18 protein-coding genes are annotated in these 24098 nt (G+C 44.7%); 10 read left to right on the plus strand and 8 right to left on the minus strand.

The features are described 5' to 3' along the window. Positions 1-213: 213 nt before the first annotated feature. On the minus strand, positions 214-1872 hold the full coding sequence (locus Xenpb_RS15130) for a putative transporter (protein ID WP_187655082.1): 1659 nt from the start codon (positions 1870-1872) through the stop codon (positions 214-216). 501 nt (positions 1873-2373) lie between these two features. On the opposite strand from Xenpb_RS15130, the gene Xenpb_RS15135 reads away from it, so the two are divergent. After that, positions 2374-2721: a YceK/YidQ family lipoprotein gene (locus Xenpb_RS15135; protein WP_187655083.1), complete on the plus strand. Its 348-nt coding sequence runs from the start codon at positions 2374-2376 to the stop codon at positions 2719-2721. Positions 2722-2780: 59 nt separating this feature from the next. On the opposite strand, the gene Xenpb_RS15140 is transcribed toward Xenpb_RS15135, so the two are convergent. Further along, positions 2781-4070, minus strand: a complete 1290-nt coding sequence (locus Xenpb_RS15140; RefSeq protein ID WP_187655084.1) for a DUF3748 domain-containing protein — start codon at positions 4068-4070, stop codon at positions 2781-2783. A 133-nt stretch (positions 4071-4203) separates the two neighbouring features. Here Xenpb_RS15140 and Xenpb_RS15145 point away from each other — a divergent pair, with 133 nt between their 5' ends. Continuing rightward, complete coding sequence (locus tag Xenpb_RS15145) at positions 4204-4821, plus strand: trimeric intracellular cation channel family protein (RefSeq protein WP_187655085.1); 618 nt, start codon at positions 4204-4206, stop codon at positions 4819-4821. Between the two features lie 75 nt (positions 4822-4896). On the opposite strand, the gene ligB is transcribed toward Xenpb_RS15145, so the two are convergent. Next, on the minus strand, positions 4897-6609 hold the full coding sequence (ligB, locus tag Xenpb_RS15150; protein ID WP_255523155.1) for an NAD-dependent DNA ligase LigB: 1713 nt from the start codon (positions 6607-6609) through the stop codon (positions 4897-4899). A gap of 359 nt (positions 6610-6968) precedes the next feature. Between ligB and gmk the strand changes: the two genes are divergently transcribed. From gmk to recG, 5 genes are all read left to right on the plus strand, one after another. Beyond that, positions 6969-7592, plus strand: a complete 624-nt coding sequence (gene gmk / locus Xenpb_RS15155; protein WP_047963910.1) for a guanylate kinase — start codon at positions 6969-6971, stop codon at positions 7590-7592. A 54-nt stretch (positions 7593-7646) separates the two neighbouring features. Then, positions 7647-7922 carry a DNA-directed RNA polymerase subunit omega gene (rpoZ, locus tag Xenpb_RS15160; RefSeq protein ID WP_074020086.1) on the plus strand — a complete coding sequence of 92 codons (276 nt, stop codon included), beginning with the start codon at positions 7647-7649 and terminating at the stop codon, positions 7920-7922. Positions 7923-7940: 18 nt separating this feature from the next. Then, entirely contained in the window at positions 7941-10055 is a 2115-nt protein-coding gene (spoT, locus tag Xenpb_RS15165; protein WP_099112922.1) for a bifunctional GTP diphosphokinase/guanosine-3',5'-bis pyrophosphate 3'-pyrophosphohydrolase, read from the plus strand. 5 nt (positions 10056-10060) lie between these two features. After that, positions 10061-10774, plus strand: coding sequence for a tRNA (guanosine(18)-2'-O)-methyltransferase TrmH (gene trmH, locus Xenpb_RS15170; protein ID WP_187655087.1), 714 nt, complete (start codon positions 10061-10063; stop codon positions 10772-10774). Positions 10775-10984: 210 nt separating this feature from the next. Next, positions 10985-13066: an ATP-dependent DNA helicase RecG gene (gene recG / locus Xenpb_RS15175; protein WP_187655088.1), complete on the plus strand. Its 2082-nt coding sequence runs from the start codon at positions 10985-10987 to the stop codon at positions 13064-13066. 101 nt (positions 13067-13167) lie between these two features. Here recG and gltS read toward each other — a convergent pair whose 3' ends face one another. Further along, on the minus strand, positions 13168-14382 hold the full coding sequence (gene gltS / locus Xenpb_RS15180) for a sodium/glutamate symporter (protein ID WP_187655089.1): 1215 nt from the start codon (positions 14380-14382) through the stop codon (positions 13168-13170). A 242-nt stretch (positions 14383-14624) separates the two neighbouring features. On the opposite strand from gltS, the gene Xenpb_RS15185 reads away from it, so the two are divergent. Both Xenpb_RS15185 and Xenpb_RS15190 read left to right on the plus strand, forming a co-directional pair. Beyond that, positions 14625-16025, plus strand: coding sequence for a uracil-xanthine permease family protein (locus Xenpb_RS15185; RefSeq protein ID WP_255523157.1), 1401 nt, complete (start codon positions 14625-14627; stop codon positions 16023-16025). A 205-nt stretch (positions 16026-16230) separates the two neighbouring features. Beyond that, positions 16231-18036 carry an AsmA family protein gene (locus Xenpb_RS15190; RefSeq protein ID WP_187655090.1) on the plus strand — a complete coding sequence of 602 codons (1806 nt, stop codon included), beginning with the start codon at positions 16231-16233 and terminating at the stop codon, positions 18034-18036. Here Xenpb_RS15190 and fabY read toward each other — a convergent pair. From fabY to typA, 4 genes are all read right to left on the minus strand, one after another. Then, positions 18026-18943, minus strand: coding sequence for a fatty acid biosynthesis protein FabY (gene fabY / locus Xenpb_RS15195; RefSeq protein WP_099112918.1), 918 nt, complete (start codon positions 18941-18943; stop codon positions 18026-18028). The two genes, Xenpb_RS15190 and fabY, sit on opposite strands and share 11 nt — an antisense overlap. Before the next feature lie 126 nt (positions 18944-19069). Continuing rightward, a complete protein-coding gene (dtd, locus tag Xenpb_RS15200) occupies positions 19070-19507 on the minus strand; it encodes a D-aminoacyl-tRNA deacylase (protein ID WP_187655091.1) in 438 nt (145 codons plus the stop codon). 75 nt (positions 19508-19582) lie between these two features. Then, positions 19583-20200 (minus strand): glucose-1-phosphatase, encoded by a 618-nt coding sequence (gene yihX / locus Xenpb_RS15205; RefSeq protein ID WP_187655092.1) that lies wholly within the window; start codon positions 20198-20200, stop codon positions 19583-19585. 273 nt (positions 20201-20473) lie between these two features. Further along, positions 20474-22297: a ribosome-dependent GTPase TypA gene (typA, locus tag Xenpb_RS15210; protein WP_187655093.1), complete on the minus strand. Its 1824-nt coding sequence runs from the start codon at positions 22295-22297 to the stop codon at positions 20474-20476. 621 nt (positions 22298-22918) lie between these two features. Between typA and Xenpb_RS15215 the strand changes: the two genes are divergently transcribed. Next, positions 22919-23548 carry a hypothetical protein gene (locus Xenpb_RS15215; RefSeq protein ID WP_187655094.1) on the plus strand — a complete coding sequence of 210 codons (630 nt, stop codon included), beginning with the start codon at positions 22919-22921 and terminating at the stop codon, positions 23546-23548. Positions 23549-24098 lie beyond the last annotated feature (550 nt).

Genomic DNA, 24098 nt, shown 5'->3' on the forward strand with positions numbered 1-24098 from the left:
AAACAATCCTTGTTTATACACCTTCCCTGAACTGAGTATATTTAACCAGAAAAATATTTATATAATGGCTTGAATAAGCAGGGATTTTTTACTTTAAATCACCTCTACTATCTCAAATTAAGGCCAAATTTGAATAGTCAGGCCATATTCTGTGATCTAAAGCACACTTAATGAATTGAGTAAGTATACTTAAGTCGTTGGCATTGATTTAAGTCATAGTGCCCAGAAAATAACAGCCAAAATTTGGGGCGACATAATCCTTAAAAACATCGCCAGTGGATAAACCGTCGCATATGACAACGAAGCCGCCCCGCTGTTGCTTTGAATGGCATTGGCAAAAGCCAGCGCAGGGGGATCGGTCATTGACCCTGCCAACATCCCACACAAGCTAAGGTAATTCATTTTGGCAACGACGCGTGCCAGTAGGCTTACAATCAATAAGGGAACTATCGTTATCAAGACCCCATAGCCTATCCATGCCAACCCTTCTCCATGCACCAGTGTATTAATGAAATTGCCACCGGATTTCAGCCCGACAACCGCAAGAAACATGACAATCCCCAATTCACGCAGTGCCAAATTCGCACTGGGAGGCATAAACCAATAGAGTTTACCAATCGTGCCAATCCGTCCCAAAATCAGTGCAATCACCAAAGGCCCACCTGCTAATCCAAGACGTAAGGCGGCGGGGAAACCAGGAATAAACAACGGAATGGAGCCCAGCAAAATTCCCAACCCTATTCCAATAAATACGGGCAACATCTGCACTTGCTGGAGTTTTTGCTGCGAGTTACCCAATAGCCTTGTGACGGCTTCTACAGATTCAGGACGCCCGACAATATTCAGGATATCGCCAAACTGTAAGCTGGCATTATTACTGGCAACCAGTTCAATACCTGCACGATTGAGGCGAGTAACAACAACATCATATTTCTGTTTTAGATTGAGCGACCCAATTCGTTGACTCAGTACCTCATCATTCGTCACTACCACTCTGACCGATTGGAGAATGCTGTTTGAGGTAGACAACGACACATCAACTTCTTCCCCAATCACCAGACGGACTTGGTTCAATTCTTCCCGCTGCCCTACCAGATAAAGCAAATCTCCATTCTGGATCACCGTCGTCGGCTGAGGCACCATCAATAATTCACCGCGTTTCAAGCGGGAGCACACAACGTCATCACTGTTGAGCAAAGGGATATCCTGCATCATTAACCCATCCAAATTCGGATTACGCACAGCAATATTCATTGTCTGGAGCATTTCCCGACTGTGGTTGCTTTGGATATCAAATGCTTTGGCTTCCCGTTCAACACTAATTCTGAAAAAAAGACGTATCAGCCACATAACCAATAAAATACCGCAAATTCCCATTGGATAAGCCATGGCATAGCCCATGCCCATTTGACTGATAAGTGAAGGTTCTGACCCCAAATCCACCAGAATTTGCTGACCCGCTCCCAACGATGGGGTATTTGTCACTGCCCCGGAAAAAATCCCTAAAATAATCGGCAAAGGCACATCAAACAATTTATGAATAATAGCCGCAACCAAACCGCCAATAATGACAATCAGGAGAGCAAACCCATTTAATTTAAGGCCAGAAACCCGTAGGGAAGAAAAGAATCCCGGCCCGACCTGAATACCAATAGTATAAACAAATAGAATTAAGCCAAATTCCTGAATGAAGTGCAGCATATCATTGCTAAGTGACAGCGAATATGTCTGGGCAAAATGGCCGACAATAATCCCACCAAACAAAACGCCGCCAATCCCAAGACCAACACCATATATTCGCCAATTACCTATCCACAACCCTAATGCGGCAGCCAGTGCCAACAAGCTCATTGTCAGTGCAATATCACTCATGACTCGCTTCCTTTACCAAAGGTTAACATTTGGGAAGTTTGTCGATTTTCCCTTATGCTTTATAAATACCAGCATTATCAATTAAATGTTGGCATGAATTAACAGGAAGGTATGTGTCTTAAACCACATATTACATGTTTTTTTATCTTTATTGGCCACGTTTCATTCAGGGCGAGTTTTTATTTTCCAATGAGTCACTCAGACCTCATTATTCAATAAACATTGCACTAAATAGCTTTTATTTATTGCTGACAAATTAGAGGAGATAAATATTTTCCCGCCCCTGAAGGGCAGTTATAAAACAGAATTAAAATTTCCGTCACAAAAAATCATTAAATTTAATGACAAATGCTATAGCAAACTGAATATTACCTGACTATAGTAAATAGTATTCAGAGGTAAACAGTATTCAAGGTTTATCTTCATGCTTTGGAAAAGTGGCGTTAAAGAGCAAATAGTATTTAAACATTGGCAAATTAACTCATTGAGATCATGGAAACGATGAAAAACCGTAAGATGCTTCCATTATTATGTACCACATTGGGATTACTGCTTGTCACAGGCTGTTCCAGCATTATGACACATAGTGGCCCCTATCAAGGTTATTATTCTGGAGCGAAAGCCAACATTGACATGTTAAAAGATGACAAAAGCGGGTGGGTCATGAAACCTCTGGTCGCGATTGATCTTCCATTTTCGGCCTTTCTGGATACGTTCCTGCTTCCTTATGATTATGCCCGTTCCGATCAAAATAGCGCTGAACAATCGCCTAAGCATCGTATCGAGCAACTGGAGGAAAATTCAACTTCTATTCTGTTAGATCCCAAGATCGTGATTAATGGAACATAGGTGCGATTTATTTTCCTTAATAACCATTAACCAGCAATGCGATCGCTACCATATCTGTTTCAACAAATGTTGGTTTCAACCACAAATATTTGCCGGTAACCATCAATATCACGCATAAAAGCAACATAGCGATCATTCGGTGATATCACTATTGCATCTGCGGAGGGAGCTTCGTCAGTACGCTCCGTCAAACGCCGCATTTCGCCATTCTGACTATCACAAAGCATAACACTATTGTCACAGACACAGGCAATAAACCGCCCACGGCTATCCCAGCTAAATGCAGATTGTATGCTGTTATGACTGTGGGTTATCTGCATTGGCTCGCCACCATTTGGGGAAATATGCCATAGCTGAATAATTCCTTGTTCATCTTTCATCAGAAAACCGATTTTGCTGCCATCCGGCGATGACCTTAGCCAGTGACGGGGCACATTCACAACACCCGGCCAACGTTTATCATGCGTGAAGGTCAAACGTCGCTGTTTCACCCCCGCTGGCGGAGCAGGTAATGTTGTTTCAGTTCCGGTCAAAGGCTGATGACCTGCAATGGCGTAATCACCATCATTTTCAGGCAGATCAGCGAGATAAATTTCAGCTATTTTTTCACCATTTTCGGCGCATGTATCCCCAATAAACGCTAATGCCCAGCGCTGCTGTTGACCATTATCTTTGAGATATCCCTGCTGCCCAATCCATCCCTCTTCATAAGCCCGATTGATGTCATCACTTCCGGGACGCGGGTGCGCGGTAGTCTGGCTAACAACAACTGAAAAATAGTTACCGTCATATTCTCTCGGATGTTTTTTTGCTGAAATAACGGCACCTAATGGAACTGCCACCGCAACATTACGCAAATCGAGAGCGGGATCTAATTCACGCATTACATGATCGTTATAGGTGAAACTCAAACGGCTGCCATCTGGGCTGAAAACATGAACATGCGTACCGCCACGCAAAGCCCCCGCAGTATAAGGTGGGGTAATGTCCATCGCATCAATGTTAACTGCTACGTTCGGCAGAGTATCTGAGACAATCACACCACGACGATGGTGAAAGTCATACTGCCAATGTGCATCAGGTTTTTCTGGGCCATGAATAAAAGCATAACGAGTTGGCTCCTGAGGGGTTACAGTCACCACACCGACATGAGCTCCATCCTGTGCCTGATAGATAATTTCAGTCTGCCCGTTATCAACATGAATTTTTTCTATCGTTAAGCCTGTAAAAGATGCACCATCAGGGCGAACATCATATACCAGCCATTGGCTATCAGGAGTCCAGATATTTATATTAGTTATCTGATGGCTACGATTGTCGAATGTAATCTGACGTTCCTTTAAGACCATTTTCCTGCCTTATCTTGCGAGGTTTCGGATAATAAAAACTAATTTTATTCAGATTCGACTAAAAAATTTCAGTCGAGACGTTATTGTTTCAACAGTACTCTTTACCTCTACGTTATTCCAGTTGATTAAATTTATGCTACTAAGTGTCCTTTATATCATTGGTATTACGGCTGAAGCCATGACAGGCGCATTAGCCGCAGGTCGTCGAAAGATGGATGTATTCGGCGTTATCATTATTGCTTCTGTGACGGCCATCGGTGGTGGTACCGTTCGCGATATTATTCTGGGCCATTACCCTCTCGGCTGGGTAAAAAATCCAGAGTATATTGTGACCGTTGCTTGTGCTGCTGTTTTGACTATCTGGGTTGCGCCCATGATGAAACACCTACGCCGTTTATTTCTCATTCTTGATGCGATTGGTTTAATTGTCTTCTCCATCATTGGTGCACAAATTGCGTTGGAGATGCACTACAGCCCTATTATCGCCGCCATTGCTGCCGTAATTACCGGAGTTTTCGGCGGTGTACTGCGCGACATGTTTTGCAATACCATTCCGTTGGTATTTCAAAAAGAGATCTACGCAGGCGTCTCTTTTGCCGCTGCCTGGCTCTATATCGCCTTATTGCATACTCCACTGCATCCGAATAGCGTGATCCTGATTACACTGATTGCAGGATTAACGGCCCGGTTAGTTGCTATTCGTTATCGCCTTGGTTTACCTATCTTCAATTATGATGGGACAGACCACTAGTAATAAATAGCGTCATGCACGTTTGGGGCAACCCCTTTGCCCCTGCTTAATCCCCTTTCCGACCTAATCGCCTTTCTATTTAATCCCCTGTAAAGCTAAAGTGTGAATCAGCGCCTTAATCTCTGGGTATTGTAGAAAAGCCACGACCTTTTCTCTTTGTTTTGCCGTTAACGATTTTTTCCCATTCGGATGTAATAACGGCTCTTCCCACTGCCAACCCATTTTATCCGTAAAACGATTAGCATAAGGCAGACCGATGGCTTCACGCCATAATGAAAGTGGCTGTAATTTTGCCTGCTGGAATTGGGAGAAGAGCAATTCCGCACGCTTAACGCCAATATTCGGCACGTCCTCAAGTTGTTTTCTATCCAGCACCAACCAATCCGATAAGTTCGTCACCAATCCACTTTTTACCAAAGCAGACCACGTTCCTTGTCCAATACCTTTCATTTTCAACTTTTCCCCAAGCCATGTCAGACGGGCAATAAACTGTTGTTGACAATATTGTTGGTTCATATCATTCGTATCGTTCGTCTGGTTTAACGCAAGGCAACTGAGAGAATGGTAATTTTGCTCATCAGGCGGTTGGATATCAGAGTGTTCCGCAATGCGCCACACCACCTTATCGAGTTTTGGGATACCATGCCCGGCCAGCGCCACCGTGATTTTGTCGCCCGGATGAACATTCCACTGTTTCCAACGCCTGACAGATCCGATATTGACACGGCTGACTTGCCGATCATCTAACCTGACTGTCTCCAACTCTAATACAACGGAGATTCTTCCTGTCCGGCCTATTGTGAAATCAACATTTTTTACCGTTGTCATTTGCTGCCTTAGTGGGTATTTCCATGCAATAGCCCAGCTACTTGAACCTGCTCGCCATTGTCGGCCTGTAGGTTCAACTTCCTGTCGCAAGACAACGCCATCGGTAGCAAAAGGGAGAGGCTGCACAAAATAATCTTTCCACCGCCTTTCGGCCTCTTCTGCGGTAGCAACGGGGTGGCTATATTGTTGTGTAAGGGGAAATCCCATTGCTGCCAATCGTTCCAGCTTGACCGGCATTTCATTTGGCCCGTCCGGCCAGCCCCAGATAAAGACGCCTATTTGCTCAAGTTCCGGTGTCGGTGTCTTTCGCATCATTAACCCCGCAACTTTGCTGCGTGCTCCTTGGCTGCCCGCAACAGATTGCTGGTGCTGCACCTGCTGCCAAAAAAGCTCACCTTGCAATACCACGCGTTCTGGTGCATTTTTTATCTGCTTAGGGATACTGGAAATAAATGGGCTTTTATCCATCCAGTCTGTTCCTTCTATGCCATCCCCACGGCTGATTAATCGCACTAAGTCGCCTTTTTCGTAAACCAGAGTAACCGCAACCCCATCGACTTTGGGTTGCAGCCAAACCCCCTCTCTCCCCTGCAACCACTGGCGAATCTTGTGTAATTCTTTCAGCTTATTTAAACCTGTGTGCTGGACAGGATGAGACTGTTTTTCCTCTTGTAAATCGGCAACCGTGGAAGTTCTGGCCGTGGAAGTACTAAAAGCAGAAACAGTAAGAGAGTTGTCCGTTACCTGATTTAAACAACCCTGCCAAAACGCGAGGGTTTCCAGTAATTGATCATAAATTTCATCATCTATTTCGCTCACACCCTTTTGGCGATAGAGATAATCCCATTTCGCCACCTGCTGTGTCAGATGTTCTATTTCAAGTTGCAGCTTTTCTTGTGACCACCTTTTTTCCTGTGCCCATATCGCGCAATCTGCCTGATTGGCAAATGCCATAGGCATGCTAAATAGTAGTATCCCTACTGTTATGAAAAAATTGATAAGAAAGTTAAGCATCCTTGCTCCATAGGTTCCTGAAAACGAGCAAAGAATAAAAAACAGGACGATTTTTACCAAGATGGAAAAGACAGGTTTGCGAAGCATTTCGAAAAATAAATATCTAATTTCTGCAACCATTTATTTTTTCTGAAATTGTTCCGCAAAATTAACTCGTAACATCAGTTTGTTAAGAAAAAATTTTGTTGAAATGTCCGTTGGCATGTATTGTAACGCTGCATGGATTGACGTATCCGTGTATACTATGTGGGATTTTATATTCCTGCGCTTGCATTTATTTATACCCAATCAGTCAAGAATTCATCATGAACCAAGGAACGTTGTATATTGTTTCTGCGCCGAGTGGAGCAGGCAAATCAAGCCTTATTCAGGCTTTATTAAAAACTCAGCCTTTGTATGACACTCAGGTTTCTGTTTCACATACGACGCGCCAGGCTCGTTCAGGCGAAAATCATGGTGAACATTATTTTTTCGTCGCAGTAGATGAATTCCAAAATATGATCACGCATGATGAATTTTTGGAATATGCCTGTGTTTTCGGTAACTATTACGGTACATCCCGGAAAGTTATCGAAGAAACGCTCGCCAGCGGGGTTGATGTTTTTCTTGATATTGACTGGCAAGGTGCACAGCAAATCCGTCAGAAAATGCCCGCCGCCCGCAGCGTTTTCATTCTTCCACCTTCTAAGGAAGAGTTGCTCCGTCGCTTACGGGGGCGTGGCCAGGACAGCGAAGAAGTTATTGCCAAGCGAATGGCTCAAGCTGTCGCGGAAATGGAACATTACAACGAATATGATTACGTCATCATCAACGATGATTTCAATACGGCACTCGCCGATTTACAATCTGTTATTCGTTCTGAGCGTCTACGATTAGATCGTCAGGCGCAGCGGCATGATGCCTTAATCAGCAAATTATTGGCAGACTGAACCAAGTTTCAGTATGATGCCCAGTCATTTATTTATCTGTGGAGTAGCACACATATGGCACGCGTAACTGTTCAAGACGCAGTAGAAAAAATTGGTAACCGTTTTGACCTGGTGTTGGTCGCTGCTCGCCGAGCACGCCAATTGCAAGTAGGCGGCAAAGATCCTCTCGTTCCAGAAGAAAACGATAAGATGACTGTTATCGCTCTGCGTGAAATCGAGCAAGGCCTTATCAACAATAAAATTCTTGATGTTCGTGAGCGTCAGGAACAGCAAGAACAAGAAGCCGCAGAAATCAAAGCCGTTTCTGCCATCGCTGAAGGTCGTCGTTAATTTTACGGTAGGTCTGCCTTGTATCTGTTTGAAAGCCTGAATCAGCTGGTTCTGAAATATTTGCCTGAAGATCAAATCGATCTGCTAAAACAGGCCTATGTTGTTGCACGGGATGCCCACGAAGGGCAAACCCGTTCCAGCGGTGAGCCATACATTACTCATCCTGTCGCTGTTTCCTGTATTTTGGCCGAAATGCGCCTTGACCATGAAACACTCATGGCAGCACTTCTGCACGATGTTATTGAAGATACGCCAACGACGTTTCAGGATATAGAACAGTTATTTGGCACGGCCGTCGCCGGATTGGTGGAAGGGGTATCCAAACTGGATAAACTGAACTTCCGAGACAAAAAGGAAGCTCAGGCCGAAAACTTCCGCAAAATGATCATGGCAATGGTGCAGGACATCCGCGTCATTTTGATCAAGCTGGCAGACCGCACACACAATATGCGAACCCTTGGCTCCCTGCGCCCCGATAAACGGCGGCGCATTGCGAGGGAAACGCTGGAAATTTATAGCCCTTTGGCCCACCGTCTGGGTATCCATCACCTGAAAACGGAACTGGAAGAGCTTGGGTTTGAAGCCCTGTATCCCAATCGTTACCGCGTCATTAAAGAGGTCGTCAAAGCCGCCCGCGGTAATCGTAAGGAGATGATCCAAAAAATCTTGTCGGAAATTGAAGGCAGGTTAACGGATGCTGGCATTGAGTGTACTGTCAGTGGTCGCGAGAAACATCTCTACTCTATCTATCGTAAGATGCACCTGAAAGAACAGCGTTTCCATTCCATCATGGATATTTACGCTTTTCGGGTCATCGTCAATAATCTTGATACCTGCTACCGCGTACTGGGGCAAATGCACAGCTTATATAAGCCCCGCCCCGGCAGAGTAAAAGATTATATTGCAATCCCTAAGGCCAACGGCTACCAATCTCTGCATACTTCCCTTATTGGCCCGCATGGGGTTCCTGTTGAAGTCCAGATTCGTACTGAAGATATGGATCAAATGGCGGAAATGGGGGTTGCGGCACACTGGGCTTATAAAGAACAGGGAGAATCCGGTACAACCGCACAAGTTCGTGCTCAACGCTGGATGCAAAGCTTGTTGGAGCTTCAACAAAGTGCCGGCAGTTCTTTTGAATTTATTGAAAGCGTGAAATCTGATTTGTTCCCCGATGAGATTTACGTTTTTACCCCTGAAGGGCGAATTGTTGAATTACCTGCGGGAGCGACCCCTGTCGATTTTGCCTATGCCGTCCATACAGATATCGGCCATGCCTGCGTAGGCGCACGTGTTGATCGTCTGCCATATCCTCTTTCACAGACGCTGAGCAGTGGGCAAACTGTCGAAATCATCACAGCACCCGGTGCACGTCCTAATGCTGCATGGCTGAACTTTGTCGTCAGTTCCAAGGCGCGCGCCAAGATCCGTCAGTTATTGAAAAATCTGAAACGGGATGATTCTGTTGGGTTGGGTCGCCGTTTGCTCAACCATGCACTGGGTAACGGAACAAAAATCACCGATATACCACAGGAAAATATCGACAAAGAGCTGGCAAGAATGAAGCTTGCGACTTTGGATGATTTACTGGCGGAGATCGGGTTAGGCAATGCCATGAGTGTGGTTGTCGCTCGTAATTTATTACTCGGTACATCGGATAAAGAGTCAAACAACAACGGCAATACAGCTCGTAAGCTACCTATCAAAGGCGCTGATGGCATCCTGATTACCTTTGCTAAATGTTGCCGCCCAATTCCGGGTGATCCGATTATCGCTCACATCAGCCCGGGAAAAGGGTTAGTAATCCATCACGAATCCTGCCGCAATATCCGTGGATATCAGAAAGAACCGGAAAAATTCATGCACGTGGAGTGGGATAAAGATATCAATAGCGATTTTATTGCCGAAATTAAAGTTGATATGTTTAACCATCAAGGCGCTTTGGCAAATCTGACCGCTGCTATCAATGATGCAAACTCCAGCATTCAAAGCATGAATACGGAGGAAAAAGATGGCCGCGTTTATTGTGCTTTCATCAGGCTGACGACCAAAGACCGTATCCAGTTGGCGAATATCATGCGTAAGATACGTGTAATGCCAGATGTAATGCGAGTCAGCCGTAATCGAAACTAGAGGTTATGAATCCTAAACGTTACGCTCGCATTTGCCAGATGATGGCAATGCGTCAACCTGACCTGACGATTTGTTTAGAAGAAGTTCACAAACCCCATAACGTATCCGCCGTCATCCGTACTGCGGATGCGGTTGGCATCCACCAAATCCATGCCATTTGGCCCACAGAGCAATTAAGAACTCAGCTCGCTTCTGCGGCGGGCAGCAACAGTTGGGTTCAAGTCAAGACACATTCCACTGTCGAGCAAGCCATTCAGCAATTTAAATCCGATGGCATGCAGGTGCTGGCAACTCATCTTTCTGATAAAGCCGTCGATTTCCGCCAAATTGATTACACTAAACCTACCTGCATTATTATGGGGCAGGAAAAGAAAGGTATTTCAAAACAAGCTATCGCGTTGGCAGATCATGACATTATCATCCCGATGGCAGGCATGGTGCAATCACTGAATGTTTCCGTCGCATCTGCCCTGATCCTGTATGAAGCACAACGGCAACGCCAACTGGCTGGCATGTATCAGAGAGAAGAAAGCACTCTGCCCGAAGAGGAACAGCAAAAACTGCTGTTCGAAGGAGGATATCCCGTTTTGGCTGCGGTTTCCCGGCGCAAGGGCCTGGAACAACCATTGATTGATAAACAAGGGCAAATCATCGCAAGTGAATCGTGGTGGGCAGCAATGCAGGCAACGGCTGCATCATCTATACCCAATGGATTTTGAGATGCAGCACGGCGGCAGGGAAATGACAAATTCGTCGGGAACGAATTTGCCCAGCCAAAGGCTGGCCTCCGGTGAGAGGCAGGAGCCTTTCAGTCATCCCCAGGAGCATAGCTCACTATGTAACTGGGGTGAATGAACGCCGCCAACAAAGCGGCAACGTGAAAGACGACAGGTATACAAGGAAATAACTCACACCGACGGAGACATCACATGAAAGGCCAACTACTTGATGCCATCCCCTTAACCACTTTACATGGTGTTGGAGCCAATCAGGTCACTAAGCTCGCCAAATTAGGGTTGGTCAATCTACAGGATTTACTGCTGCACCTCCCCCTACGTTATGAAGATCAAACCCGTCTGTACACTATTAATGAGTTACTACCTGGCATTTATGCTACGGTAACGGGTAAAGTATTGCATACCAATGTCGTTTTTGGACGCCGGCGCATCATGACCTGCCAAATCAGTGATGGCACCGGCATATTGACCCTGCGTTTCTTCAATTTCACCGCCGCCATGAAAAATAATCTGGCCGAAGGAAAGCACGTGGTTGCCTATGGTGAAATCCGTCGTGGGAATCAAGGGCCGGAGATCATTCATCCTGAATATAAAGTTCAGCAACACGCCAATCGTGTCCAGTTGCAAGATACATTAACGCCTATCTATCCCACAACAGAGGGAGTGCGCCAAACAGCACTGCGCAAGTTGATCGATCAGGCATTAGAGATATTGAAGACCTGTGCCATTAATGAATTGCTGCCGGAAGAATTCAGCCGGAAGATGATCAGCCTGCCCGATGCGTTGTATACGTTGCATCGTCCTCCACCGGATATCTCCCTGACTGATTTGGAAAATGGCCGACATCCGGCTCAACGTCGGTTAATTCTGGAAGAATTGCTGGCACATCATTTAAGTATGCTGGCAGTCAGGGCGGGAACTCAGCGCTTTCACGCCCAGCCGCTCACAGCGGATAATTCACTGAAACAACAGCTTCTCAGCCAATTGCCGTTCTCACCCACAGGGGCACAAACCCGTGTCGTTGCAGAGATAGAATACGATCTGGAAAAAAACGTCCCTATGATGCGTTTGATACAAGGCGATGTAGGATCGGGGAAAACGCTGGTGGCGGCACTGGCGGCCGTTCGCGCCATTGTTCACGGCAAGCAGGTTGCGTTAATGGCTCCCACAGAACTGTTAGCAGAACAACATGCCAATACTTTCCGCCAATGGCTTGAACCCCTCGGTATTCAAGTCGGCTGGCTGGCGGGCAAGCAGAAAGGCAAGGCTCGTCAGGCACAGCAAGAGGCGATTGCAAGTGGTCAAGTCAGCATGGTTGTTGGTACTCACGCAATGTTTCAGGAGCAAGTTAAATTCGCGGGATTGGCACTGGTTATCATTGATGAACAGCACCGGTTTGGCGTTCATCAACGCCTTGCATTATGGGAAAAAGGCCGCGAGCAAGGCTTCCACCCTCATCAGTTGATCATGACCGCAACCCCTATTCCACGCACGTTGGCAATGACTGCCTATGCGGATCTGGATACATCCATTATTGACGAACTCCCGCCAGGGCGAACGCCTGTAACAACAGTTGCCATTCCTGATACCCGCCGAAACGACATTATCCAACGCATAAAAAGCGCCTGCCTGGATGAAGGACGCCAAGCCTACTGGGTATGTACGCTGATTGAAGATTCTGACGTTTTGGAAGCACAAGCAGCACAAGCAACCAGTGAAGAACTGGCACAGGCATTACCGGAACTGAAAATTGGCTTAGTGCATGGGCGAATGAAACCCGCAGAAAAACAAAGCATCATGGAATCTTTCAAACAGGGGGAATTGCAATTGCTGGTTGCCACTACCGTCATTGAAGTCGGTGTTGATGTGCCGAATGCCAGCCTGATGATCATCGACAACCCCGAACGTTTGGGCTTGGCTCAATTACATCAGCTTCGTGGGCGTGTCGGGCGTGGAGCCGTTGCTTCACACTGTGTTCTGCTCTATAAAACCCCACTGACCAACACAGCTAAAATACGCCTGCAAGTTTTACGGGATAGTAATGATGGTTTTGTGATTGCCCAGAAAGACTTAGAGATTCGGGGGCCGGGTGAATTACTCGGTACGCGCCAAACGGGTAATGCTGAATTCAGGATCGCAGATTTATTGCGGGACCAAAATATGTTGCCTGAAGTTCAACGCATTGCCCGTTACATCCACCAGCACCACCCTGAACATGCCAAAGCGTTAATTGAACGCTGGCTGCCGGATCGCTCACAATACAGCCATGCCTAACGTAATCTATTCTATCCAATAAACAGTAAAAAAATGCCGCTGAATATATTTCAGCGGCATATTTTAGCCAAAATACCAGGCCATATCACAAACGTGTCAAATTAACCTGCAACAGATGGGAACACCGGTAACAACAGATACAGTTTGATAACAGCAGCATTAACGATATCAATAAAGAATGCCCCTGCCATCGGCACAAGCAAGAATGCCACATGTGATGGCCCAAAGCGGTCAGTAATCGCCTGCATATTCGCGATAGCCGTTGGCGTTGCGCCCAAACCAAAACCACAATGACCCGCTGATAATATTGCTGCATCATAATTTTTGCCCATCACACGATAAGTGACGAAAACAGCATACAGAGCCATTACGACTGTCTGTACAGCGAGAATAACCAGCATCGGTAGCGCAAGGGAAGCCAACTGCCACAATTTCAGGCTCATCAGCGCCATTGCAAGGAACAGTGACAAACTCACGTTACCCAATACTGAAACCGCTCGGTCAAATACCCGATAAAAACCAAGCCAAGACAGGCCATTACTGAGAATAACCCCAATAAACAGTACACATACAAATGTTGGCAATTCAAAGGCCGTACCTTGCAATTGCTTTTCAATAAAACTGCCTGCCAATAAGCAAATGGAAATCATGGCAATGGTTTCCACCATCACTAATGGCGTGATAAGCCGACCCGTATAGGGTTTCTCAAATGCCGTCGGAAGCTCTGTATCTTCTGTACCCAAACCCGGCGTTTTGGTATTTCTCACCAAAAAACGAGCAACCGGGCCACCGATCAAACCGCCCAAAACCAGGCCGAATGTCGCACAGGCCATAGCGACTTCAGTCGCATTCTCAAAGCCGTAGCGTTCTGTGAAGACTTTACCCCACGCAGCACCCGTTCCGTGCCCGCCGGAAAGCGTAATAGATCCCGCCAGCAATCCCATGAGTGGATCAAGGCCAAGCATTTTCGCCAATACGATACCCACCGTGTTTTGTACCAATAACAGGCCAACAACTACGAAGATAAAAAGGATCAAAAGTTTTCCGCCCGCTCTCAGGCTGGCAAGGTTAGCGTTCAAGCCGATTGTGGCAAAGAACGTCAACATGAGGGGTTCTTGGAGTGATAAATCAAAACCGACTTCCCAACCCGTGGTTTGTTTAACCGCCAGTAATACTAAAGCGACCAATAACCCACCTGCGACAGGTTCAGGGATTGTATATTTCTCAAGGAATGAGACTGATTGTACGAGTTTTCTTCCTAGTAACAAAACAAGTGTGGCAGCAACGAGCGTGCCATAAATATCCAGATGATACATTTATGTACCCCATCTATTGTTAAAATTATGTGAACTTAATGTGACGTTATAATCATCCTATAAAAACGCCAAGAGCAGGTAAGGGTTGGATTAGAAAGAAAATTATTAATAAACACAAGTTAAAATATTTAAAAATGTGACGAAATTAAGCCGTATCTCACAATGAAAACTTTAGGCAAACGATTGCTTTCATAGTGAAGATCATTAAAATGCGTTTCTTTGTCCCTCTGGAATTTCACTACATGGTCAATTTAACCCGTGAAGCCAACCCATCAGAAGTTCCCAACAATTCGGTTCCCAACACGGCAGATAATGAACTGCTCTATCGCCTTGAGGATAAGCCTCCTCTCCCGCATGCCTTATTTGCGGCATGCCAACATTTGCTGGCGATGTTTGTCGCGGTTATCACTCCAGCGATATTGATTTGTCAGGCGCTTGGGCTTCCTGAGCAAGATACGCAGCGCATCATCAGTATGTCCCTGTTTGCCTCAGGTTTAGCATCACTTATTCAAATTCGCTCTTGGGGACCAATTGGTTCTGGTTTGCTTTCAATTCAGGGAACCAGTTTTAACTTTGTTGCCCCACTTATCATGGGTGGCATGGCGCTGAAAAACGGAGGTGCGGATGTACCAACGATGATGGCAACCCTGTTTGGTACATTGATGGTTGCTTCAATGACCGAAGTTCTGCTATCCCGTGTACTCCATCTGGCAAGAAGGATCATTACACCGCTGGTGTCCGGTATTGTGGTAATGATTATCGGTTTGTCTCTGATCCAAGTCGGGTTAACCTCGATTGGCGGCGGTTACTCTGCCATTCAAAACGGCACATTTGGCGCTCCCGGGAATCTGCTGTTAGCAGGTATTGTCCTTGCCGTTATCGTACTGCTAAACCGCCAGAGTAACCCTTACCTACGCGTCGCGTCTTTGGTTATTGCCATGGCCATAGGCTATCTGGTGGCTTGGTACATGGATATGCTACCTTTTTCGAAATCAACGGAAGATACACCAATCGTGACAGTCCCCACACCACTCTACTATGGCCTGTCTTTTGACTGGAATCTGCTGATCCCGCTTATTCTGATTTTTATGGTGACATCACTGGAAACCATTGGCGATATCACGGCAACGTCGGACGTCTCAGAGCAACCAGTCAGAGGCCCGCTATACATGAAACGCATCAAGGGAGGCGTGTTGGCAAATGGCCTCAACTCAATGGTTTCAGCGGTCTTCAACACGTTTCCAAATTCCTGCTTTGGTCAGAATAATGGCGTGATCCAACTTACTGGTGTTGCCAGCCGCTATGTCGGTTACATTATTGCATCCATGTTGATTCTGTTGGGATTGTTCCCTGCGGTGGCAGGTTTTGTGCAACATATCCCCGAACCTGTCTTGGGAGGAGCGACGATTGTTATGTTTGGCACCATCGCCGCCTCTGGCGTCAGAATCGTTTCCCGTGAGCCACTGAATCGCCGTGCGATTATGATCATCGCATTGTCACTGGCTGTAGGTTTAGGCGTCTCTCAACAACCGTTGATTTTGCAGTTTGCCCCCGATTGGGTGAAAAACCTGCTCTCTTCGGGTATTGCGGCAGGTGGCCTGACCGCCATTTTGCTGAACCTGATTTTTCCTCAAGAAAAATAGCCGGTAAGTTTGGATGCTTGTTGTGTCCCTCCCGCTGTAATCGCGGGAGTTTTTTTGCATCCATTTTGCGTAGTTATTCGCAATATCTTTACTCACTAACCCAAAAGTACACCAATTCATATTTTTATCAGTGCCAGCTATTGAGTGCCTATCCATTTTGCGGCATAAAAGGATTTCGATTAGGAGGCCATGCTGAGGTGCGTTCATGAAGTGGTTAGGGAAATTTTTTGTCACACTTATATTGTTGCTGATTTTAGCAATGATAGTTATCTATGTTGTTATTCAAACCCACTGGGGAGCTAAACAGTTAAGTCAGTGGCTCAGCAAGCAAGGACATTACCAAATCAACATTACGGGCATCAGCCATAGTTGGCGGCAACCTGCCACCCTGACATTAATCCATGCGGATATCAGTGATAAACAGAGTCCCTTTTCACTCAATGCCAAAACCATCAACCTTGATTTTAAGTGGCAGGATCTGCTGACATCCCAGAATCTTCATCGTCTGACACTGCAACAGGGAACCCTGATATTATTATCAGGAAGACCGTCAGCAAACCAATTTCCTCTTCCGTTACAAGCTGATATTTTGCAACTGAACCAGATGAATGTTCAGTTAAACAACCCGAATACTGGCATTCAAGGAAAAAATATTACTGGTGGCATTACGCCTTGGGTTCCTACTGTGGAAAACCCGTTTGGTAACGGGAAATATCAATTCAGCGCCTCTGAAATCCGTTTAAATGATATTCCGGTTGAAAATGTCATTGTGCAAGGCAGTTATCAGGATAAGATCCTGACTGTCGATGCGTTCGGCGCAACATTCCTACAGGGTGCTATTTCTGGTGACGGTCAGCGGTTGCCGGACGGCAGTTGGAAATTGAACAATATCCTAATCAGCGATATTCGCTGGCAATCGCCGATGGCACTGAGCACATTGAAGGAAAAAATCAGCTATCTTCCCGCTACTTACATTAAAGACCTCAATATCACCAATGCCAAGATGCAAGGCTCAAACTGGTCAGTCGATTATTTAGATGGCACCGTCAAAAATTTGGGGCTGGTTAATGGCAGTTGGGAGGCTGAAGATGGGTTGATTGATTTTAATGCGATGAATATGGCATTCAATAATGCACAGTTCAGCGACACGCTTGGGAAACTCCGTTTTTCTGATGATATTTTTACCATTGCTCATCTGACAACCCATTATCAAAAGGGATTGTTTAATATCCAGTCTCAGTGGGATCGCAAAAACCGCCAACTGACTATCAAGAATAGCGCTGTAACCGGGTTACTTTATATCCTGCCAGAAGAATGGCTCAACAATTTCAGAAAAACCGCACCAGAATGGATTTCAGGACTGCAATTAAATGACATTACCATCAATAATACTCTGCTGATTGATGCCAATCCCGGTTTTCCGTTCCAGTTAACCACTCTTTCAGGTCATATTGATACGATGGATATTCTGAAAAATGGCAACTGGGGATTGTGGAATGGTAAAGCCTATCTGCAAGCCACCGGAGGAACATTCAACAAAATTGAGATTGCGCGCCCTTATCTGCAACTGCACGCTACAGATGGCAAGGTAACTATTGATAAATTAGATGCCTTCACAGGTGACGGGCTGCTAAAAATGACCGGAACCGTTGAACAACTCCCTTCCCAAATCCCTTTTAATCTCAATTTCACAGGAATGAATGCGGATTTGAATATCCTGCCACAATGGGGTTGGATACCGCTCAATATCCAAGGAGAAGGAAATTTCTCACTGGCAATTACTGGTAACCTCTCTGCTGATGATATTAAAGGAACAATCAATGGCACATTGAATGCCGAAAATAAATCATCAGACAAAGAGTCACAGTCTATTGAGCAAGGTTTGATTTCAACGAGTCGCTGTACCCCGACGACAGCACATTCTCCTGTAGAAAGCCCGGATGCGGGACACGCTACAGCAGATAATCACTCTGCAATCGAGAGCCAAAACTGCGAGAAAATCAAGCTGTAGCAAAACGTTCGGGTGGCATAACAATATAAGTGCCGGTGAATACGCTACCAACTCCGTGTTCACCGCTAACCTGCACTTCCAGTGTTACACGTGCTTTATTGCCCCGGGCAAGGCGGGCCAGATCACCACTCATGTTATTAAAATCCGCACTTGCACTGGGGCGCCCGGTAATCGGCTGCCGGTAACGCATATTGGCATCCACTAAAATGATGTCTCCGCCCAGTTGGCGCTCCTGTAACAGCAACCAAATCAGCCCCCATGCCGTTAAAGTGGCCTGTGAAAACAAACTGCCGGCGAAAATAGTGTGGTGTGGGTTTTGGTTTCCGGCTTCAGGCATCGTTGTGATAAAACGCTGCCCTGTATACTGAGTGATACGAAGCCCCATCTTTTCACTCAGGGGAATATGTTTATGCCATGCTTGTTGCAATTCGGCACACCAGTCAGGACGATGCAGAATATCATCAAGGCTTACGATAGGTTTGATCATGAGAAAGTGGTTAATCGGTGACGCCTTGGCGCCATTGATCAGGCCACGGTTTTGAAAACCCAATTTATCGAAGAAATCAACAGCATCTTCCCGTGCGCTACAAACGACCCGTTTCACCCCTTCCTGTCTGGCTACAGATTCCAAAGCCATCGCAATCAGTGTACCCAGCCCTTTCCGCTGAACATGGGGATGTACAGCCAGAAAACGGATAGCACCTTCATTATCCGCATTGATATATAAGCGCCCAACAGCAAGCGGACTACCATGTTCATCCACCACCATTTGATGATGAGCCATAGAATCGTAACCATCTTTCTCTGAACCAATAGGCTGGTGAAGCGGCTTACGCAGCATCTCCCAGCGAAATTGGTAATAGGTTTCCAACTCTTGTTCTGTTTGAGGTACTCTCAGGTGGTACATAGAAACAGCCCCTTCTCTTGTGTGTTGTCATGTATAATCAGGGAAACGTATGCAGCACACCGTGGGTTATTAGCGTAATTTATTGTATTGTCTTAAAAATCAATCCATTGAAATATTCCACCCACTTCACACTTGCAGCCAGAAAGTTACCGGCCCGTCATTTGTCAAACTGACTTTCATGTCTGCGGCAAATTTCCCCATTTCTGTTTTTACACCAGTTACACGGCACTGTTCAACAAAATAGCGATAAAGTTCATCCGCTTTTTTAGGTTCAGCGCCACCAGAAAAGCTTGGCCTTAAGCCTTTCTGGGTATCCGCAGCCAATGTAAATTGGGACACAACCAGCAAACTGCCTTGAGCTTGTTGAACATTCAGATTCATTTTTCCCTGCTCATCACTGAATACCCGATATCCCATTATTTTTTCGCATAATCGCCGGGCTTTTTGCGGGTTATCGTCTTTTTCAACACCCAATAACACCAGTAATCCCTGTCCAATTTCCCCAATAGTTTCACCTTCAACAACAACCTTTGCCTGTGTTACACGCTGAATGAGTCCGATCATTTTTCTTGCCTGTTATCCTTGCCCTATTGGGCAAGGAGGGTGGAGGAAAATATCTCCCGCAATAAGCGAAAGATATTAAGTGTCTGTGGGAAGTGAAAAATCATGCCTTTTAAAATACTCAGGAACGACGCTCCTGTCAGTCACATGGATTGCATTGATTCCTGATTTTCTCGCAGCTTCAACGTTTCCAAAAACATCATCAAAGAATACCGCTTGCTCTGCCGTCACATCCTCAGTTTCCAGCACATATTTAAAAACGTCAGGATCCGGTTTACGCATACCTAGATCTTGAGATAAATAAAGGAAATCCGTTGATGCTGCAATCTCTGGGTAACGCACAGGCCAGTAATTAAAATGCAGACGATTTGTATTTGACAGTACAACCACACGATGCGTTTGAGCACGCAATTTATTCATTAATTCAATGACTTCTTGCCTGATACCAATAAAAACCGCATTCCAGCCTTCTTCAAACTGTTCAAAACTGAGCGAAACTTCCATTTCATCGCACATCATTTCTGCAAATTGCCTGTCACTGATTTGCCCACACTCGTGTTTTTCAAAGAGTTCACCCAATGAAAATTTCGGTGTCAGTGTTGCCAGTGGCGTTCCACTCAAATTACTCCAGACAGCCAGTACCCTTTTAAAATCAATATCAATAATCACATTACCCATATCGAAAATATACAGCATAATCCCTCCTGACTGATGCTTATTGTTTGGTACTTTTATCATAATCTTGTTAAGAAAAAAGGATGAGTAGACAAAAAAATAAGCAAATTATTTTTTGCCGGAGGGTTGTTGAATTTCATGAGTCGCAACTGAAGCCCTGACTCGTTGTACAGGCAGATTTACCAGGAATAGATGGCAGAGAAGATGCTGTGGGATATTATAAAAAACTCAGGGTGCCGAAACACCCTAAGCTATTTGCATTCAATCGGTCACACGTAATGTGTCGCCAAGAAATTAAACTTCTTTGCTACGACTTGCGCGACGACGATCGTTTTCAGTCAAATGACGCTTACGCAGACGAATTGACTGCGGAGTAACTTCAACCAGTTCGTCGTCATCAATAAACTCTAACGCCTGTTCCAACGTTTTCTTGATATGCGGAGACAGTGTTGTCGCTTCATCGGTTCCTGACGCACGCACGTTAGTCAGTTTCTTACCAGTCAGACAGTTAACAGTCAGGTCATTAGAACGTGAGTGAATACCGATGATTTGGCCTTCATACACTTCAGTACCGTGGCCGAGGAACAACTTACCACGCTCCTGCAAACCATACAGAGCGTAAGCAACGGCTTTACCCTGTCCGTTGGAAATCAGTACACCATTCTGACGGCGGCCAATCTCACCCGGGCGGATATCGTCGTAGTGGCTGAATGTTGCGTACAGCAGACCTGTACCGGAAGTCATGGTCATGAATTCAGTACGGAAGCCAATCAGACCACGGCTTGGGATCACGTAATCCAGACGAACACGGCCTTTGCCATCTGGCAACATGTCACGCATTTCGCCTTTACGCTCACCCAGTGCCTGCATCACGTCACCCTGATGCTGCTCTTCGATATCCAGAGTTACCTGCTCAAAAGGTTCCTGCTTACGGCCATCAATTTCACGGAAAATAACTTTCGGACGAGAAACTCCCAGTTCAAAACCTTCACGACGCATATTCTCGATCAGAACAGACAGGTGCAATTCACCACGGCCTGATACACGGAAAGCATCCGGATCTTCGGTTTCTTCAACACGCAGTGCAACGTTGTGAACCAGCTCTTTTCTCAGACGATCAAGGATCTGGCGTGAAGTCACGTACTTACCTTCACGACCACAGAATGGTGAAGTGTTTACGCAGAAATACATGCTTACGGTAGGCTCATCAACCGCCAGTGCTGGTAATGCTTCAACCGCATTGACTTCACACAGGGTATCGGAGATGTTCAGGTCACCCAGACCAGTAATCGCGATGATATCACCTGCTTCCGCTTTATCAGACTCAATGCGGTCCAGTCCCAGGTGGCTGAAAACTTTACCGACTTTACCGTTACGAGTTTTACCTTCGCTGTCGATGAGGGTGATGTTTTGGTTTGGTTTTACCGTACCGCGTTTGATACGACCAATACCGATAACCCCGACATAGTTGTTGTAATCCAGCTGAGAAATTTGCATCTGGAATGGGCCATCAAGATCAACCTTAGGTGGTTCTACGTGCTCAACGATTGCTTGATACAGCGGAGTCATATCTTCAGCCATATCAGTATGATCGTTACCCGCAACCCCCATCAACGCAGAAGCATAAATGATTGGGAAATCCAGTTGCTCATCTGTTGCACCGAGGTTCACGAACAGGTCGAATACCTGATCCACAACCCAATCAGGACGTGCGCCAGGACGGTCAACTTTATTGATAACCACGATAGGCTTCAAACCATGAGCAAAAGCTTTTTGGGTTACAAAGCGAGTCTGTGGCATTGGGCCATCCATCGCATCAACCAGCAGCAGAACACTGTCTACCATTGACATTACACGCTCAACCTCACCACCAAAGTCGGCGTGGCCTGGGGTATCTACGATATTGATGCGGTAATCATTCCATTTGATAGCAGTGTTTTTTGCAAGGATAGTGATACCACGTTCTTTTTCCAGATCATTGGAATCCATCACGCGCTCAGTAGTTGCAGCACGCTCACCGAAAGTACCGGACTGTTGCAGAAGTTTATCAACCAGCGTGGTTTTGCCATGGTCGACGTGAGCGATGATGGCGATATTTCTTAAGTTATTAATTGACAAGTATTTTTACCGTTTTTACTATTTGAAGGAATATTACATGGATGCAGCGTGGCAGTACGCCGCTGTATTCATCTAACACAAATATGCTGCTATTTTACACGTTATAGCTACAGAGTGAAATAAATGTGAGATACATCACTTTGGGGATAGCTCTGTAAGGGCTGTAAATCTGATGGATAAACCGATTTGAAGGTTCGGTTAACACGCCTGTTCCCATTAGATGCTTATGATATTTATACTGTTTTACCTTCATACTATTTAATCTTTACTTATCGAGATTGAAAACTCATGGAATGATTATTATTTCAAGTTATCACATCAATCATAAATAAAGGCCATTTTAAAAATAAACAGCCATAATTTTCACCTTAATTTCATGCTAATAAAACAACTTCACTCGAAGTATATAGTAAAAAAATGAAAATAACCATTCATCTGCTATTAATCAGAGTTTGAATTCATATAAATTAAAACTAGCCGCAGTGATAGATTATTTTCATTGGAAGTCACTCAATATATTACCTATTCTGAATAACGACAACCTCATAATGAATACGAAAAATCATTCATACTACTACTTATTATGAAGATAATTACATATTAATATCAAAAGGAAATTCCATGTCTACTGAAAAATATTTATTAGATGCGCCTGTTTTACCTCAATCCCAAAATGGTATTTTAGATAAGTCCAAAATATCAGGGGAAATTAAGGTTAACGTTCCTAAATACTTAGGATACTCAAAATATGATAAAATCCATCTTTGGTTTGGTTCTGAACAAATAAGTAAAACACATATTTTAAATAATCCAGAGAATCCAGAAGATCTTGAGAGTTTTCTTTCGTTCTATTTCAACATAGATGAGATCCCAGAAGGAAATTATGCTGTCACTTATTCAATCATAAATGTATTCAACGAAGGCCGTAAGTCAAATTCAACAAACGTACAGGTTGTTGATAGTATCAGTTCAGTTTCTTTTTCTGCACCAACAATTAAAGGACTTGATGATGAAAAAACTTTAGATTTGTCAAAAATCGTGATGAGAATTCCAGCATACCCAGATATAAAAATTGGGGATCGTATAACAGGCTATATTGATAATTCCGTAAGTATTTTAACCATAGATAAAATAAGTGATTACTACGATTTGAGTTTTTCCATAAATAACCTCCAAGATGGATATAAGACGGCAAAATATGACGTGAATGGTCTACTATCACAGAGCATGTCCTTTAAATTTATTAAATGATTTACTTCATCAATTATTAACTATATTCAAAATTATAACATCCTATATAAGTGTCATTTATTTTTTGAATGATACTTTATAAAGCTAAGGTTTGTAAATTAAAATATTAGGACTCCTATAAGCCACTATTGTACCCATTAAAAAATTGACCTTTTGTAAGTCAATGCAAAAGGTCAATAAAAAACTCAACGAAAAAAAATTAATATTAAAAATGTTATTATTATAATAACTGTGATTTAATCATCAACCATCATCATTCACAGTCTAAATATGTCGAAGGAGGAACGGTATCAATCTGACCTTTCCAAGTCTGACTAACAATATTATCAGAATCTATGTTCACGGTATAATAGAAATAAATTTCCCCGTGATGAAAATTATCAAATGAATCATTACCAGCAAGATATGTTTGTGGTATGCCTATTAAGTGCTCAAGAAAAATTAATTGCAAATTGATCACCATAACCTTCCAATAACGTATTTAGCTCATACTCCATGGTATCTTGAGTCCAGGTGATAAAACGTCGCCAGTGATATTTGGCTTGTTTCC

The sequence above is a fragment of the Xenorhabdus sp. PB62.4 genome, from assembly GCF_014467285.1.
In the GTDB taxonomy this organism is placed as follows: domain Bacteria; phylum Pseudomonadota; class Gammaproteobacteria; order Enterobacterales; family Enterobacteriaceae; genus Xenorhabdus.